This window comes from Aeromonas sp. OTU364, from assembly GCF_038440395.1.
GTDB lineage: Bacteria > Pseudomonadota > Gammaproteobacteria > Enterobacterales > Aeromonadaceae > Aeromonas.
Genome location: NZ_JASATR010000019.1, coordinates 1 through 15,447, shown reverse-complemented (window position 1 = coordinate 15,447; position 15,447 = coordinate 1). Strand labels below are relative to the sequence as shown.

At 62.3% G+C, this 15,447-nt stretch carries 15 protein-coding genes; 4 read left to right on the top strand and 11 right to left on the bottom strand.

The window, feature by feature from the left end; all coding sequences use genetic code 11:
• Positions 1 to 206: 206 nt before the first annotated feature.
• The 3 genes from barA to AAHB08_RS16890 all read left to right on the top strand — a co-directional run bounded on the left by barA (position 207) and on the right by AAHB08_RS16890 (position 4,435).
• Complete coding sequence (gene barA, locus AAHB08_RS16900; protein ID WP_342059574.1) at positions 207 to 2,927, top strand: two-component sensor histidine kinase BarA; 2,721 nt, start codon at positions 207 to 209, stop codon at positions 2,925 to 2,927.
• A 63-nt stretch (positions 2,928 to 2,990) separates the two neighbouring features.
• On the top strand, positions 2,991 to 3,476 hold the full coding sequence (locus AAHB08_RS16895; RefSeq protein ID WP_139434022.1) for a DUF1456 family protein: 486 nt from the start codon (positions 2,991 to 2,993) through the stop codon (positions 3,474 to 3,476).
• Between the two features lie 41 nt (positions 3,477 to 3,517).
• Positions 3,518 to 4,435, top strand: a complete 918-nt coding sequence (locus AAHB08_RS16890; protein ID WP_342059573.1) for an N-acetylmuramoyl-L-alanine amidase — start codon at positions 3,518 to 3,520, stop codon at positions 4,433 to 4,435.
• A 69-nt stretch (positions 4,436 to 4,504) separates the two neighbouring features.
• Here AAHB08_RS16890 and pdxJ read toward each other — a convergent pair whose 3' ends face one another.
• The 10 genes from pdxJ to rpoE all read right to left on the bottom strand — a co-directional run bounded on the left by pdxJ (position 4,505) and on the right by rpoE (position 13,243).
• Complete coding sequence (gene pdxJ, locus AAHB08_RS16885; protein ID WP_041205039.1) at positions 4,505 to 5,242, bottom strand: pyridoxine 5'-phosphate synthase; 738 nt, start codon at positions 5,240 to 5,242, stop codon at positions 4,505 to 4,507.
• A gap of 84 nt (positions 5,243 to 5,326) precedes the next feature.
• Positions 5,327 to 6,037 (bottom strand): DNA repair protein RecO, encoded by a 711-nt coding sequence (recO, locus tag AAHB08_RS16880; protein WP_005332779.1) that lies wholly within the window; start codon positions 6,035 to 6,037, stop codon positions 5,327 to 5,329.
• Positions 6,038 to 6,937 carry a GTPase Era gene (era, locus tag AAHB08_RS16875; protein ID WP_043128418.1) on the bottom strand — a complete coding sequence of 300 codons (900 nt, stop codon included), beginning with the start codon at positions 6,935 to 6,937 and terminating at the stop codon, positions 6,038 to 6,040.
• A complete protein-coding gene (gene rnc / locus AAHB08_RS16870) occupies positions 6,934 to 7,605 on the bottom strand; it encodes a ribonuclease III (RefSeq protein WP_218410120.1) in 672 nt (223 codons plus the stop codon). The genes era and rnc overlap by 4 nt, the downstream gene beginning before the upstream one ends.
• Positions 7,606 to 8,529: a signal peptidase I gene (gene lepB, locus AAHB08_RS16865; RefSeq protein ID WP_139434017.1), complete on the bottom strand. Its 924-nt coding sequence runs from the start codon at positions 8,527 to 8,529 to the stop codon at positions 7,606 to 7,608.
• A 3-nt stretch (positions 8,530 to 8,532) separates the two neighbouring features.
• The gene (lepA, locus tag AAHB08_RS16860; RefSeq protein WP_139434016.1) at positions 8,533 to 10,326 is read right to left on the bottom strand and encodes a translation elongation factor 4; all 1,794 of its coding nucleotides are present in this window, start codon (positions 10,324 to 10,326) and stop codon (positions 8,533 to 8,535) included.
• 170 nt (positions 10,327 to 10,496) lie between these two features.
• Complete coding sequence (locus tag AAHB08_RS16855; RefSeq protein ID WP_342059620.1) at positions 10,497 to 10,958, bottom strand: SoxR reducing system RseC family protein; 462 nt, start codon at positions 10,956 to 10,958, stop codon at positions 10,497 to 10,499.
• Positions 10,959 to 11,048: 90 nt separating this feature from the next.
• The gene (locus AAHB08_RS16850) at positions 11,049 to 12,029 is read right to left on the bottom strand and encodes a MucB/RseB C-terminal domain-containing protein (RefSeq protein ID WP_342059572.1); all 981 of its coding nucleotides are present in this window, start codon (positions 12,027 to 12,029) and stop codon (positions 11,049 to 11,051) included.
• 21 nt (positions 12,030 to 12,050) lie between these two features.
• Complete coding sequence (locus tag AAHB08_RS16845; RefSeq protein WP_041204349.1) at positions 12,051 to 12,638, bottom strand: RseA family anti-sigma factor; 588 nt, start codon at positions 12,636 to 12,638, stop codon at positions 12,051 to 12,053.
• Between the two features lie 23 nt (positions 12,639 to 12,661).
• Entirely contained in the window at positions 12,662 to 13,243 is a 582-nt protein-coding gene (rpoE, locus tag AAHB08_RS16840; protein ID WP_005332791.1) for an RNA polymerase sigma factor RpoE, read from the bottom strand.
• 181 nt (positions 13,244 to 13,424) lie between these two features.
• On the opposite strand from rpoE, the gene nadB reads away from it, so the two are divergent.
• Positions 13,425 to 15,032 carry an L-aspartate oxidase gene (gene nadB, locus AAHB08_RS16835; RefSeq protein WP_319916433.1) on the top strand — a complete coding sequence of 536 codons (1,608 nt, stop codon included), beginning with the start codon at positions 13,425 to 13,427 and terminating at the stop codon, positions 15,030 to 15,032.
• A gap of 175 nt (positions 15,033 to 15,207) precedes the next feature.
• On the opposite strand, the gene AAHB08_RS16830 is transcribed toward nadB, so the two are convergent.
• A partial coding sequence (locus AAHB08_RS16830) for a protein YgfX (protein ID WP_342059571.1) occupies positions 15,208 to 15,447 on the bottom strand: 240 nt, incomplete at its 5' end.

Sequence of the window (15,447 nt, the reverse complement as noted above, 5' to 3'; positions counted from 1 at the left end):
GAATAATAGTATGACCAAATGCGGCCTGAGGGCCCGAGCTGCGGCCTCTGCCCCATTGCCCAATCTGACCATAAGTGGCCCATTGATATGACAGGATACGGCCTGAGCGCCCGTACGGTGACATCGACTGTATTGCCAGCCCTCCCCCTGCGCCCACACGCCCCCGGGGCTATGGTCTTCATCATGTTTGCCGGCGGTTTATCAGCATGACCAAGTACGGCCTCAGAGCCCGTGTACTGGCATTTACCATATTGCCAACCCTGATCATCGGCGGCCTGATCGCCGGTTACTTCACCTTCCACCGCTACCATCAGCTGGAAAACAACCTGATCGATCAGGGCATCAACATCATAGAGCCCCTGGCCATCGCCAGTGAATACGGCATGACCCAGCACAGTCGCGAATCCCTCAAGCGGCTGATCGGGCTGACCCATCGCAAGAACTCACCTTTCATCAAGTCCATCGCCGTCTTCACCCAGGAGAACCAGCTGTTCGTCACCTCCAACTACCACAGGGACTTCAGCCAGCTGCGCCTGCCGGACGGCAGCGCCATCCCGGCGCTGACCAGCGTCACCTTCAACGGCGATGACATCATATTGCGCACCCCCATCCAGGCCGAGACCAGCCTGGACGGCTTCCCCCTGCCGAGCGATCTGGAGCCGCCGGTCATCGGCTACATCTCCATGCAGCTCGCCACCGACAGGGCCATAGTCCTGCAGTATCGCGACGCCTTCTTCGCGGTGATCATCGTGCTCATCGGCCTCGCCATCAGCACCCTGTTCGGCTTTCGCCTGGTCAAGAGCGTGACCCAGCCCATCACCGACATGGTGCAGGCGGTGCACCGGATCAGGGAGGGGCGCCTCGATACCCGGGTCAGCGGCCAGCTCACCGGCGAGCTGGACATGCTGAAAAACGGCATCAACGCCATGGCCAAGGCGCTCTCCGAATACCATGAGGAGATGCAGCAGAACATCGATCAGGCGACCTCGGATCTGCGAGAGACGCTCGAACAGATCGAGATCCAGAACGTCGAGCTCGACATGGCGAAGAAGCGGGCGCAGGAGGCGGCCCGGGTCAAATCCGAGTTCCTTGCCAACATGTCCCACGAGCTGCGCACCCCGCTCAACGGGGTCATCGGCTTCACCCGCCAGTTGCTCAAGACCAGCCTGACCCCGAGCCAGACCGACTACATGCAAACCATAGAGAAGTCGGCGCGCAACCTGCTCGGGATCATCAACGACATCCTCGACTTCTCCAAGCTGGAGGCGGGCAAGCTGCAGCTGGAGCACATCCCCTTCAGCCTGCGGGACACCCTCAACGAGACCATGCACCTGCTGGGACCGAGCGCCCACGACAAGCAGCTCGAGCTCTCCTTGCAGGTGGATGCCGCCGTGCCGGACTACCTCACCGGCGACCCCATGCGCCTGCAACAGGTGCTGACCAACCTCACCGGCAACGCCATCAAGTTCACCGAGCGGGGCAACGTGGATGTGCGCGTCGAGCAGACCGGGGCCCCCAACGGCAGCAAGGTTCGCCTGCGAGTCCTCATCCGGGATACCGGCATCGGCATCTCGGAGGAGCAGCAGCGCCAGCTGTTCCAGGCCTTCAATCAGGCCGACTCCTCCATCTCCCGCCGCTATGGTGGCACCGGGCTTGGCCTGGTCATCACCCAGAAGCTGGTGCAGCAGATGGGAGGCCAGATCCGTTTCGAGTCCGAGCTTGGCAAGGGCTCCGTCTTCTCCTTCAATCTGGAGCTGGATGTCTCCCCCCTGCCCCAGACCGAGCGGCTGCCGCTGGATCGCATCCTGGGCAAACGGGTATGGCTGCTGGAGCCGGATCCCTTCACCCACGCCTCCCTGCTCGCCCTGCTGGCCGAATGGCAGCTGGACGTGCACTCCCTGACCATGGCCGACGACTGGCCCGAGATGGGCAGCCAGGACATGGTGATCATCGGCAGCAGCACACTGCATACCCCCCAGCAGGTGATCACCCGTCTCGATGGCCTCAGCAGGCAACAGAACACCATAGTGCTGCTCAGCAGCCACGAGCCGGCGCTCTATGACGCCATGCTGGCCCATGGCGCCGCCCACTGCCTCTCCAAGCCCATCAACCACCGCAAGCTGCTGCACGCCCTGCTCTCCCCCGAGGCGGCCAGGCGCACGCCGCTGCCCGCGCCTGCCCCCCACCGGGTACAGGCCGTCAAGGTGCTGGCGGTGGATGACAACGCCGCCAACCTCAAGCTCATCGCCGCCATGCTCAAGGAGATGGTGACCGAGGTGGTGGTGTGCAAGAACGGCAAGGAGGCGGTCAACCTGGCCCAGAGCCAGCCGTTCGACATCATCTTCATGGATATACAGATGCCCGTCATGGATGGCATCAGCGCCACCCAGGCGATCCGCCATCACTCCCTCAACACCGAGACCCCCATAGTCGCGGTCACCGCCCACGCCATCCCGGGCGAGCGGGAGCGGCTGATCCGCCAGGGCATGGACGACTACCTGGCCAAGCCCATCGACGAGGGCATGCTGGCGCAGCTCATCACCGACTTCGCCCACAGGCGCCACCAGAACCAGGGGGATCAGCAGATAGACTGGACCCTGGCGGTGCGCCAGGCGGCGGGCAAAGAGGATCTCGCCAAAGAGATGCTGACCATGCTGCTGGCCAGCTTCGACGAGGTGGAACCCATGCTGGACGAGGCGCTGGCGGGGGAGGTGGAGGATGCCGAGGTGCTGGCCCAGCTCCATCGCCTCAACGGCGGCTGTGCCTACTCGGGGGTGCCCGGCCTGCAGCGCCTGCTCTCCCAGCTCGAGCAGCAGCTGCGCGATGGCGTGCCCGTGAGCGAGCTCGAACCCGAGCTGCTGGAGCTGCAAGATGCCCTGGAGCAGGTGAGGCAGGAGGCCCCTCGCTACCTCTCCCTGGCCGAGTGAGGCGCTTTTTCTGACTGCGGGGCCCGCAGATGGTAAAATCGCGCCGTTTCCACAGGAGTCAACATGACCAACAACGATATTCTGCGCCGCCTGCGCTACGCCCTCACCATCAGCAACGATCAGATGGTCGAGATGTTTGCCAAGGGCAACCTGACTGTCACCCACGCCCAGCTCCACAGCTGGTTGCTGAAAGAGGCCGCGGAAGGGGAAGAGCAGGAAGCCGGCTATGCCGCCTGCCCGGACTCGGCCCTGAGCCAGTTCCTCGACGGCTTCATCGCCGTGCGTCGCGGTGTGCGGGAAAATGCCCCGCCCCAGGTGATCCCGAACCGGATCAACAACAACCTGATCCTGCGCAAGCTGCGCATCGGCCTCGACTACAAGGAAGAGGACATGCTGGGCACCCTCAAGCTCGCCAACTTCAACCTCTCCAAGTCCGAGCTGAGCGCCCTGTTCCGCGCCAAGGATCACAAGCACTACCAGGATTGCGGGGATCAGATCCTGCGCAACTTCCTCATCGGTCTCACCGCCAAGTACAGGACAGCGCCATGAGCCCGCGCGCGCGCGTCACCCTCAGACAGCGCGCCTGAGCCATGGGCCAGCGCACCTGCCCCCCGTCATTCCGCCTGGGCGGCAGGCCGCGCTGGCCAGCGCTTCTTTTCAGTGCCTCCTGGCAAGGCAGATACCGCACCATACTGCTGTCACTCTGCCTGCTGGGGCTCGGCGCCTGCCAACCGGCGCCTTATCAGCTAAACACCCGTCATGTCAGCGCCAACCAGAATGAGCGCATCGCCTTTCTGATCCTCCACTACACCGACGAGGACGACGCCCGCTCCCTGCGCCTGCTGACCGAACCCGAGCACAAGGTGAGTGCCCACTACCTGATCCCCCGCGACACCGACGAGCGGCCGCTCCCCGTCTACCAGCTGGTGCCCGACAGCCAGCGCGCCTGGCACGCCGGTCGCAGCCGCTGGCATCAGTATGCCGGGCTCAATGCCAGCTCCCTCGGCATCGAGATAGTCAATCTGGGTTATCCCACGGAAGACGAAGCCCTGCCTGCTCACCAGCGGCGCTGGCAACCCTATACCCTGGCCCAGATCACCGCCCTCGGCGCCCTCGCCCGGGATCTGGTCGATCGCTACCACATTCCCCCCACCCAGGTGCTAGCCCACAGCGACATAGCCCCCGAACGCAAGCAGGATCCCGGCCCCCACTTCCCCTGGCGCGAGCTGGCCCTGCACCATGGCGTCGGCGCCTGGCCAGACGAGGCCAGGGTGGCCGAGCTGCGCCAGGCACAGCTCATCCCCTGGGATGCGCTGCAATGGCAGCAGCAGCTCGCCCGCTACGGCTACGGTATCCTGCCGAGTGGCGCCTGGGATGAGCAGAGCCGCGCCGCAATGCGTGCCTTCCAGCTCCATTTCCGACCCACCCTGGTCAGCGGCGAACCGGACGCCGAGTGTCAGGCCATCCTGATGGCACTGCTGGAGCGTTACTTTCCCGAACCGGGCTGAGCCCCCTCCCCCGAAAACAACAAGGGACGCCGAAGCGTCCCTTGTCTGTGCGATGCAGCCAAACCGGCATCAGATCCCCTGACGAGCTTCCTGCATCAGCAGGCGCATGTCGCTGACCGCCTTGGCCAGACCGTCGAAGGCGGCGCGGCCTATGATGGCGTGACCGATGTTGAGCTCATAAAGCTCGGGAATGGCGGCGATGGCCTTGACGTTGTGGTAATGCAGGCCATGGCCGGCATTGACCTTCAAGCCCTTGCCGGCGGCATAGGAGGCGCCGGCGGCGATGCGCTTGAACTCGGCGTTGCGCTCCGCATCCGTGGTGGCATCAGCATAGCGGCCGGTGTGGATCTCGATAAAGGGGGCACCACTCTCGGCGGCCGCATCGATCTGGATGGGGTCAGCGTCGATGAAGAGCGACACCTGGGCACCGACGGCGGCGAGGCGGGTCACCGCATCGGTCACCTTGTCCAGCTGACCGGCGACGTCCAGGCCGCCCTCAGTGGTCACCTCGGTGCGCTTCTCCGGTACCAGGCAGACGAACTGGGGCTTGATGCGGCAAGCGATGCCGATCATCTCCTCGGTCACCGCCATCTCCAGGTTCATCCTGGTCTGGATGGTCTGGCGCAGTATCTCCACGTCGCGGTCGGTGATGTGGCGGCGATCTTCACGCAGGTGAACCGTAATGCCATCGGCACCGGCCTGCTCGGCCACGAAGGCGGCCTGGACAGGATCCGGATACTGGGTGCCGCGGGCATTGCGCAGGGTGGCGATATGGTCGATGTTCACACCCAGGTAGATTTCACTCATTGAGGACTCCTTGAAACTCTTCATCTGTTGACTGCGCGGTCAGTGAATCACTCCGCGCCAATATCCATATGCCTGTAATCTGTGTCAGCCTTGCATGCTGGCTTTACGCTTTAAAAACAGCTCCCGGCTCTTGAGCTGGCGTTTGCCAAGATAGGGCTGCAGCGCCAGCCGGCTGAAACGCTTGGCCGCCTGCAGCAAGGGAGGGGTATCGAATCGCCCCTCGGCGAAGGCCAGCAGGTGGGCGCCGAGGAACAGGGTACGGGGATCCGGCGCCCGCTCGCAAGCGACAAAGCCGAGCTCCCGCTCGAAGCCGTAGAGCAGATCGGGCTGGATTGGGGTGTCGTCGTCGGCGGCATATTCGAAATCCACCGCATAACCGAGCGCCTGCAGCAGCAGGAACTCGAAGCGGCGCAGGGGCAGCTCCGGCGTCTCGCCGTCCGCCAGCGCCATCAGGGCACGGGCATAGGCATCGAACACCTCGGGGAAGGGGGTATGGGCTTCGAGCAGGTAGTAGACCAGCTCGTTGAGATAGAGGCCGTAGAAGAGGCGATCGCCACCGAGTCGCAGAGAGTGATCCGGGCATTCGACCTGGGCGAGGTTCTTGAGATCGCCCTTGCCACGCCAGCTCATGGTGAGCAGGGTGAAGGGTTGCAGCAGCCCCTTCAGAGGGGAGCGCGGCCCGCGGGAACCGCGAGCCACCAGGGTAAATCGGCCGCTATCCTGGGTGAAGACCTCGACCAGCTGGCTGGTTTCCCGATAGGGCCGACTGTGGATGACGAAAGCCGGGTTCAGCAATCAGTCATCACCATAACCCAGGCTGCGCAGGGCGCGCTCGTCATCGGCCCAGCCGGACTTGACCTTGACCCACAGCTCCAGGTGCACCTTATTCTGGAACAGCCGTTCCATGTCGAGGCGCGCTTCGGTACCTATGGTCTTGATCTTCTCGCCCTTGTTGCCGATGACCATCTTCTTCTGGCCATCGCGCTCCACCAGGATCAGGCCATGGATGTGGTAGAGGCCATTCTCTTCCACCTTGAAGCGCTCGATCTCCACCGTCACCGAGTAGGGCAGCTCTTCGCCAGTGAAACGCATCAGCTTCTCGCGGATGATCTCGGAGGCCATGAAGCGGGACGAACGGTCGGTCACGTAGTCTTCCGGGAAGAAGTGAACGTTCTCCGGCAGCAACGGTTTGGCCCACTCGCGGATCTTCTCCACGTTGGTGCCCTTCTCGGCACTGATGGGCAGGATGTGGGCAAAGTTCATCTGCTGGCCCAGCCACTCCAGGTGCGGCAGCAGATCTTCTTTCTCTTTGACGTTGTCGATCTTGTTGACCGCCAGCACCACAGGGCACTTGAGGTGGCGCAACTTGCCGAGCACCATCTCGTCGTCCTTGGTCCAGTGGGTACCGTCGACCATGAACACCACCATAGCCACGTCCCCCAGGGAACTGGTGGCGGCGCGGTTCATCAGGCGGTTGATGGCCCGCTTCTCTTCGATGTGCAGACCCGGGGTATCCACATAGATGGTCTGGTAGTTATCCTCGGTGTCGATCCCCAGGATCCGGTGACGGGTGGTCTGGGGTTTCTTCGAGGTGATGCTGACCTTCTGGCCAAGCAGCTTGTTGAGCAGGGTGGACTTGCCCACGTTGGGGCGGCCCACGATGGCGACAAAACCGCAGTAAGTCGTATCTGTCATGACAGTTTTTCCAGTGCTTGCTGCGCCGCGGCCTGTTCGGCCTTGCGGCGGCTGGTGCCGACCCCGACCAGCGGACCATCCAGGCCATCCACGTCACACTGGACGGTGAACTCCTGGTTGTGGGCTTCGCCCTTGACGTTGGTCACTGTGTAGGTCGGCAGGGATTTGCGGCTTCCCTGCAAAATTTCCTGCAGCCGGGTCTTGGGATCCTTCTGCTCTATGCCCGGGCGTATCTCGTCCAGGCGGCTGGCGTACCAGCCGAGCAACAGGGTCCGCACCCGCTCCAGATCGGTATCCAGATAGACGGCGCCGATCACCGCCTCGACCGTGTCGGCCAGGATAGACTCGCGCCGGAACCCGCCGCTTTTCAGCTCGCCGGGCCCCAGGATCAGGTGATCCCCGAGGTCAAACTCCCGACCGAGCTCGGCCAGCGTCTTCTCCCGCACCAGGGTGGCGCGCATCCGGCTGAGATCCCCTTCCGCCGCTTGTGGGAAGCGGTGGAAGAGGTCATCGGCAATCACCAGACTCAGGATGGAGTCCCCCAGAAATTCCAGTCGCTCGTTGTGACGGGAACCGGCGCTGCGATGGGTCAGCGCCCGGGTCAGCAGCTCTTGATCCTGAAAGACATGCCCGAGACGGGACTGCAGTCTGTTCATCTTGATATTCATTTACTTGATTCCGCCAATGCGGTTGAAGCGCACACCGGTCGGCACCCAGCCTGGCAAGCTGGATCCTTCCTCGCGCTCAAATTCGAAACTGATCCAGATGGCAACCGCCTTGCCCACCAGGTTCTGCTCGGGCACGAAGCCCCAGAAACGACTGTCGGTGCTGTTGTCGCGGTTGTCACCCATCACGAAATAGTGGCCTTCCGGCACCACCCACTCATCCGGGTAGGTGCCGGGCTGGCGATAGTAGCGATCCACCAGGTCCGGCATCAGGGGGTTGCGCAGGGTCTCGTGAGAAACTGTGCCCAACTGTTCGGTGTAGCGATCCAGCGGGATCCCCATCTGGCTGAACTCACCCCGTTGCTCGAACTTGACGTCGAGCTTCTTGAAGCCCGGGCACGTTTTCCCTTCCTGCTCCTCGCACTTGGGCCGGATCATCAGCTCCTTGTTGCGATAGATCACCCGATCGCCGGGCATGCCGACCACCCGCTTGATGTAGTCCACCCGGGTATCCAGCGGATACTTGAACACCACCACGTCGCCACGCTCGGGAGAACCCGTCTCGAGGAACTTGGTGTTGGTCACGGGATCACGCAGGCCGTAGGCGAACTTCTCCACCAGGATGAAGTCGCCCACCAGCAGGGTGGGCATCATGGAACCAGACGGGATCTGGAACGGCTCGAAGATGAAGGAACGCAGGATCAGCACCAGCGCGATGACCGGGAAGACACCGCCGGTCTGCTCGATCCAGACCGGCATGGGGGCCACCTTGGCCAGGGTCTTCTCATCGATGTTCGAGCCGGCGTTGGCACGGGCGGCCGCAATCTTGGCCGCCCGCTGCTTGGACCAGACCAGCTTGTCGACTGTCCAGATGATGCCGGTCAGCAGAGTGACTATGGCCAGGATCAGGGAAAAGGTGCTTGCCATCTATTAATCCTTTCCGACGTGGAGAATGGCGAGGAAGGCCTCTTGCGGCACGTCGACACGGCCCAGGGACTTCATCCGCTTCTTGCCTTCTTTCTGCTTGTTCAGCAGCTTCTTCTTCCGGCTCACGTCACCGCCGTAGCACTTGGCGGTCACGTCCTTGCGCAGGGCCTTGACCGTGCTGCGGGCGATGATCTGGTTGCCGATGGACGCCTGGATGGCGATGTCGAACATCTGGCGCGGGATCAGCTCGCGCATCTTCTCCACCACCTGGCGACCGCGATACTGGGCGTTCTCCTTGTGGGTGATGATGGCCAGGGCATCGACGCGCTCACCGTTGATCATGATGTCCAGACGGACCATGTCGGAGGTTTCGAAACGCTTGAAGCCGTAATCCAGGGAGGCGTAGCCGCGACTGGTGGATTTGAGGCGGTCGAAGAAATCGAGCACCACTTCCGCCATCGGGATCTCGTAGGTCAGCGCCACCTGCTTGCCGTGATAGACCATGTTGGTCTGCACGCCACGCTTCTCGATACAGAGGGTGATCACGTTGCCCATGTACTCCTGGGGCAACAGTATGTTGCACTCGGCGATGGGTTCGCGCATCTCTTTGATGTTGTTGACCGCAGGCATGGCCGCCGGGCTGTCGATGTGGATGGTCTCGCCGTTGTTCAGCTCGATTTCATACACTACGGTCGGTGCCGTGGTGATGAGATCCAGATCGTATTCCCGCTCCAGACGCTCCTGGATGATCTCCATGTGCAGCATGCCGAGGAAGCCACAACGGAAGCCGAAGCCCAGCGCGGTGGAGCTTTCCGGCTCGAAGAACAGGGAGGCATCGTTCAGGGAGAGCTTGTCGAGGGCGTCACGGAACGACTCGTAGTCATCGCTGGAGATGGGGAACAGACCCGCATAGACCTGCGGCTTCACCTTCTTGAAACCGGCCAGCGCCTTGTCGGCACCGTTCTTGGCCTGCGTCAGGGTATCACCCACAGGGGCGCCGTGGATGTCCTTGATGCCGCAGACGACCCAACCTACCTCGCCACAACCCAGGCCCATGGTGTCCACCTGCTTGGGGGTGAAGATACCGATGCGATCCACGCCCCACACCTGACCGGTGCTCATCACCTTGATCTTGTCGTTCTTCTTGAGGGAACCGTTCTTGATGCGCACCAGGGAGACGACCCCCAGGTAGGAGTCGAACCAGGAGTCGATGATCAGCGCCTGCAGCGGGGCATCCGGATCACCTTCCGGTGCCGGGATGCGGGCCACTATCTCTTCCAGCACCAGATCGACACCCAGACCGGTCTTGGCGGAGCAACGCACCGCATCCACCGCGTCTATGCCGACGATATCCTCGATCTCTTCCGCAACCCGCTCGGGTTCTGCGGCAGGCAGATCGATCTTGTTCAGGATGGGCACCACTTCCAGCTCCATCTCCATGGCGGTGTAGCAGTTGGCCAGAGTCTGTGCCTCAACCCCCTGACCGGCATCCACCACCAGCAGAGCCCCTTCACAGGCAGCCAGGGAGCGAGAAACCTCGTAGGAGAAATCCACGTGGCCCGGGGTGTCGATAAAGTTCAGCTGATAGGTGTTACCGTCTTGTGCCTGGTAGTTCAGGGTCACACTCTGTGCTTTGATGGTAATGCCGCGCTCGCGCTCCAGATCCATGGAGTCAAGCACCTGAGCCTGCATCTCGCGGTCGGACAGGCCGCCACAAGTCTGGATCAGACGGTCCGACAGGGTCGATTTACCGTGGTCGATGTGCGCAATAATCGAAAAGTTACGAATGTGTTTCATCGAGCAAGAATCACTCAAAATTAAGTTAGGGTCGGATATGAGGGCAGGATTTTACTGGATAACCCGGTCGACGGCCAATCTTTAGTCGGCGGGCACCAGAAATAGCGCCTTGTCTGGCGGGCCCTCGGCACCAAAACGGCGGCGACGGAGCCAGAAAAGGGTAGCACCGCTCAGGAGAGGTGGCGGGTATTGAGTACCACGCCGAGCATGCGGGGACCATATTCCCCTTGCTCGAGCCGGGCAGAAAAGTAACGAACCAGTAAAAATCCGATGGTGCCGCCGAGCAGGCAACTGAGGATGGTCACCCCCTCCCCCGCCGACAGCAGCGGCGCCAGCCAGAGCTGACCAAGCAGGGCGCCGAGCAGCAGGCAGAACAGCGGCAGCACATAGACCAGGGCCGCGCCGCGCAGGATGCTCGCCTGGGGAATGCCGAGCCTGATCTGCTGACCGACCATGACCTCGCCGGTCAGCGCCACCCGCAGTCGCTGCGACTTCAGGGGAAAGGCCTTGGCGACGGTGCCGGTACCGCAGTTGGACTGCTGATGGCAGCCGCTGCAGGCGGAGCGCCGTTCGCACTCCACCCAGGCAAAAGCCCCCTCGACGGCCACCACTGTTGCCAGCTCTTCGCTCATGTTACTCACAGGATGACTCCAGACGAACGGCTATGGATTTACCCGATCTCAGCACGCTCGCCCCGGTTCGGCAAGTGGCAGCATGCCGCCTCACTGAACCGCCTCGTTGCGAGCCAGCGGCTGCACCGACTCGGCGATGCGCTTGGCCGTCTCGGTGGGGACTTCCCCGACCACGGTGATCTCCACCCCGACCTCGTTGACGAAGCTCACCAGCGAGGTGGCCCCCTGGCGGATCAACTGCTGGCGCACCGCCTGCTTGGGATCGACCCGGGAGACGTAGACGGAGAGATCCACCACGCCGTCCGACAGCATCATGTAGTCCACCGGCAGGCTGGTGCTGACCAGTTGGTGCCTGTCCTGAGAGAGCACCTTGAATCCACCCGGCAGCCAGGTCAGGTGCCAGTTCAGGGTCTGCTGGGGGGCGGGATAGGCGTCTTCCAATGCCAGCGCATCGGGCAGCTTGCTGCGGGCCAGGGTGACAAGCCAGGGCGCGGGCGCCGGCTGCCTGTCCAGATCCACCCCAAGCACCTGCTCGACCAGGTTGCCCTCCTTGTCCACCATGTCCACCCGCAGCAGCAGGTGGCTCTGCTCATCGACCCAGAGCACAAAACCGTACTTGTCAGCCTCCTTGGGCACCAGTCTCACGACCTGGGCCACCAGGCCGGCCACCCGGCTGCGACCGGCCAGCACGGGATCATAGCTCTCCAGCACCCGGGGCAGCGGCATCTTCACCAGGCTCGACCAGACGCCCGGGAAACGCGCCCCCTTGAGGGTGTAGGGTTCGTGGGTGTTTTCGAAGAAGGTGTATTCATTCTGGCGTTGCAGATACTCCACCGCCTTGCCGTCGAGATAACTCAGATGAGCGACCTCCTTGCCATCGATCACCCCGTGGCTGAAGCGAATGGGCTCTAGGCGTCCCTGACGGGCCTTGACCATGGACAACTCAAAATTTTGTTGCGAAACGGCACTCTGCATCTGCTGCAACAAGGCCTCGGCCCACAGATTGTCGGCCGAGGCCTTGGCACAAATCAGCAGGAGAGAGGCCAGCAGAATGAGGCTGGACTGGCGCACGGTCTGATCCCTAAAGATGCGTTATTCCTGAATCTGCTTGTCTTGCAGCAGACGCTGTTGCAATTGATGGTCTCGCAGGAAGGCGTTGATACGCTCGCGCTGCTCCTGCATCTGTTGCTCGTTCAAGCCTTGCTGGCGAGGAGTGGCACGGTTGCCCTCCTGGGGATAGTGCACGCTCACTGGCGTCGCACTGCCACCGACCGGTATGGTGTTGAGCACAGGGTTGGCCGGCATGCCGTCGTTGCCCTGATACTGCTGCACCCCGAAGATGACGGCGGCAGCCACGGAGGCCGCAATGGCATACTGCCCCATCTGCTGACCAAAGCGACGGACCAGAGGTATCACCTTGCCTGCAGGCTTCACCTGGGGGGCAACGGGTTGCACCGGCTTGGGCGCCAGTATGACGGGTTCGTCTTCCAGTGCCAGCATGATGCTGTCACTGAGATCCAGTTGCAGATTGACCGGCAGGTCTCCCCGCATGGCATCACCGATCAGATGGTAACGAGCCCAGGTATCTTGCAGAGCGGGATCCGTTCCCAGCTCGTTCAGAACCTCCATGTCGCTGAGGTCACCATCCATCAGGGCTGAAAGTTGCTCTTTATTTGCCATAAGTTTGCCTGTCTTTCCCCAGTTTAATTCTCGATCAGAGGTTGCAGCTTTTTATCGATTGCTTCCCTCGCCCGAAAGATACGGGATCTCACCGTACCCACAGGGCAATCCATGATCTCCGCAATCTCTTCGTAGCTCAGCCCTTCCATTTCACGAAGGGTGATCGCTGTTCTCAAGTCTTCTGGCAAGGCTTCTATGGCGGCAAACACAGTGCGCTTGATCTCGTCGGTCAGCGCCAGGTTTTCCGGGGTGGCCACTTCTTGCAGGGCTTCACCACCACCATAATATTCAGCCTCGTCCGCTTCGACATCACTGCTGGGCGGTCTGCGCCCCTGTGAGGTCAGGTAATTTTTGGCCGTGTTGACGGCGATCCGATACAACCAGGTGTAAAACGCGCTCTCGCCACGGAATGTCGGCAACGCACGGTAAGCCTTGATAAAGGCCTCCTGCGCCACATCCGGCACATCGCCCGGATTGTTGACATACCTGGCCACCAGGTTGACCACCTTATGCTGGTATTTTCTTACCAACAGGTTGAATGCATTTTTATCGCCACGCTGGACCCGTTCAACCAGCTGTTCGTCCAGTAGATTCTGGTCGCTCATCAGAGCCGTAAAACCCCCATCAGGTTATCGTTCTTCTTTTCCGGCCCCTTCTAAGCGCACAAGTTCAGACAGGAGGAATCAGAGAAAGTTCGCTTGCATTGAAAAAAATGTGATGCGGGCTGCATCACAACCCCCCTTGGGCTACCATGGGGCCAGTTCTTAATCCAGGCCAATGATACTTATGAAAGCAAGTGTTGAATACCTTTGCGACGTACTGATCATTGGCAGCGGTGCCGCCGGTCTGTCCCTCGCGTTGCGATTGGCAGACCAGGCCAAAGTCCTGGTTCTGAGCAAGGGGCCCATCAGTGAGGGGGCCACTCTCTATGCGCAAGGAGGCATCGCTGCCGTGTTCGACGAGACCGACAGCATCGAATCCCATGTGAGCGACACGCTCAACGCCGGCGCCGGGTTGTGTGACCCGGCCGTGGTGGAGTTCACCGCCCGCAACGCCCGCGACTCCATCCAGTGGCTGATCCAGCAGGGCGTGCCCTTCGATCAGGAAGAGGATGCCGAGGGGGAATCCCACTATCACCTGACCCGGGAAGGGGGTCACAGCCATCGCCGCATCTTCCACGCGGCGGACGCCACCGGCAAGGCGGTGCAGCTCACCCTGATCGATCAGGTCCGCGCCCACCCCAACATCCGCCTGATGGAGCGCTTCAACGCGGTCGACCTCATCACCACCCGCAAGCTGGACCTGCCGGGCAACAGGGTGCTCGGCGCCTATGTCTGGAACCGCAACGTCGAGCAGGTCGAGGTGATCCGCGCCCGTTTCGTGGCACTGGCCACCGGCGGCGCCTCCAAGGTGTACCAATACACCTCCAACCCGGACGTGAGCTCGGGGGACGGCATCGCCATGGCGTGGCGCGCCGGCTGCCGGGTGGCGAACCTGGAGTTCAACCAGTTCCACCCCACCAGCCTGTTCCACCCCGATGATCCCAACTTCCTGCTGACCGAAGCCCTCCGTGGCGAGGGAGCCTATCTGCGCCGTCCCGACGGCAGCCGCTTTATGCCGGACTTCGACGAGCGGGCCGAACTGGCGCCGCGGGACATCGTCGCCCGCGCCATCGACCACGAGATGAAGCGGCTCGGCGCCGACTGCATGTATCTGGATATCAGCCACAAGCCGGCGGATTTCATCATCAAGCACTTCCCGACCATCCACGAGCGCTGCCTTGCGGTCGGCATCGACATCACCAAGGAGGCCATGCCCATAGTGCCGGCAGCGCACTACACCTGTGGCGGCGTGATGATCGACAACAACGGCCAGACCGACATCCCGGGTCTCTACGCCATCGGCGAGGTGACCTACACCGGGCTGCACGGTGCCAACCGCATGGCGTCCAACTCCCTGCTGGAGTGCGTGGTCTACGCCCATCAGGCGGGGGCCGACATCCTGGCCAAGCTGCCCACCAGCGTGGAGCCGCCGAGCCTACCCGCCTGGGACGAGAGCCAGGTGGATGACTCGGACGAGCAGGTGGTGATCCAGCACAATTGGCACGAGCTGCGGCTGATGATGTGGGATTACGTGGGGATAGTGCGCACCAACAAGCGCCTGGCCCGGGCCAAGCGCCGCATCGACCTGCTCAAGCAGGAGGTGCAGGAGTACTATGCGAACTTCCGGGTCTCCAACAACCTGCTGGAGCTGCGCAACCTGTTGCAGGTGGCCGAGCTCATCGTCAACTGTGCTCTGGAGCGCAAGGAGTCCCGCGGACTGCACTATAACCTCGACTACCCGGACATGCAGCCGAACCCCAAGCCGACGGTACTGACGCCGGATCGGGAGTGATCCGGCACAGGCCAGAGGCGTGCTGCGGACTGCACTGCCTGCCCCCGGACGACCCGGACAGGCAGCCGAATCCCAAGCCGACAGTGCTGACGCCGGAACGGGAGTAAACAACCCACCGCAGTCCAATAAATGACCCCGCTTCGGCGGGGTCATTTATTGGGGGGGCAAGATGGGGTCAGCGGGGAACGGCGATATGAATGGCGCGGGCCAGGGCGCGGTAATGCTCGGGTGCCAGGGCGTCGGAGAAGAGCCAGAGGTGGCACTCGGCGCCCTCTTCTGCCACCAGCCTCAACCAGAGTACTCCGGGCAGGATGCGGCTGCGGTCATCCAGTCGATGGCGCCGCCCCTGCCACTCCAGCCACTCCCCATCCCAGAGCAGCGCCTGGCGCCCTGGCGTGACGGGGCGCCAGGATGA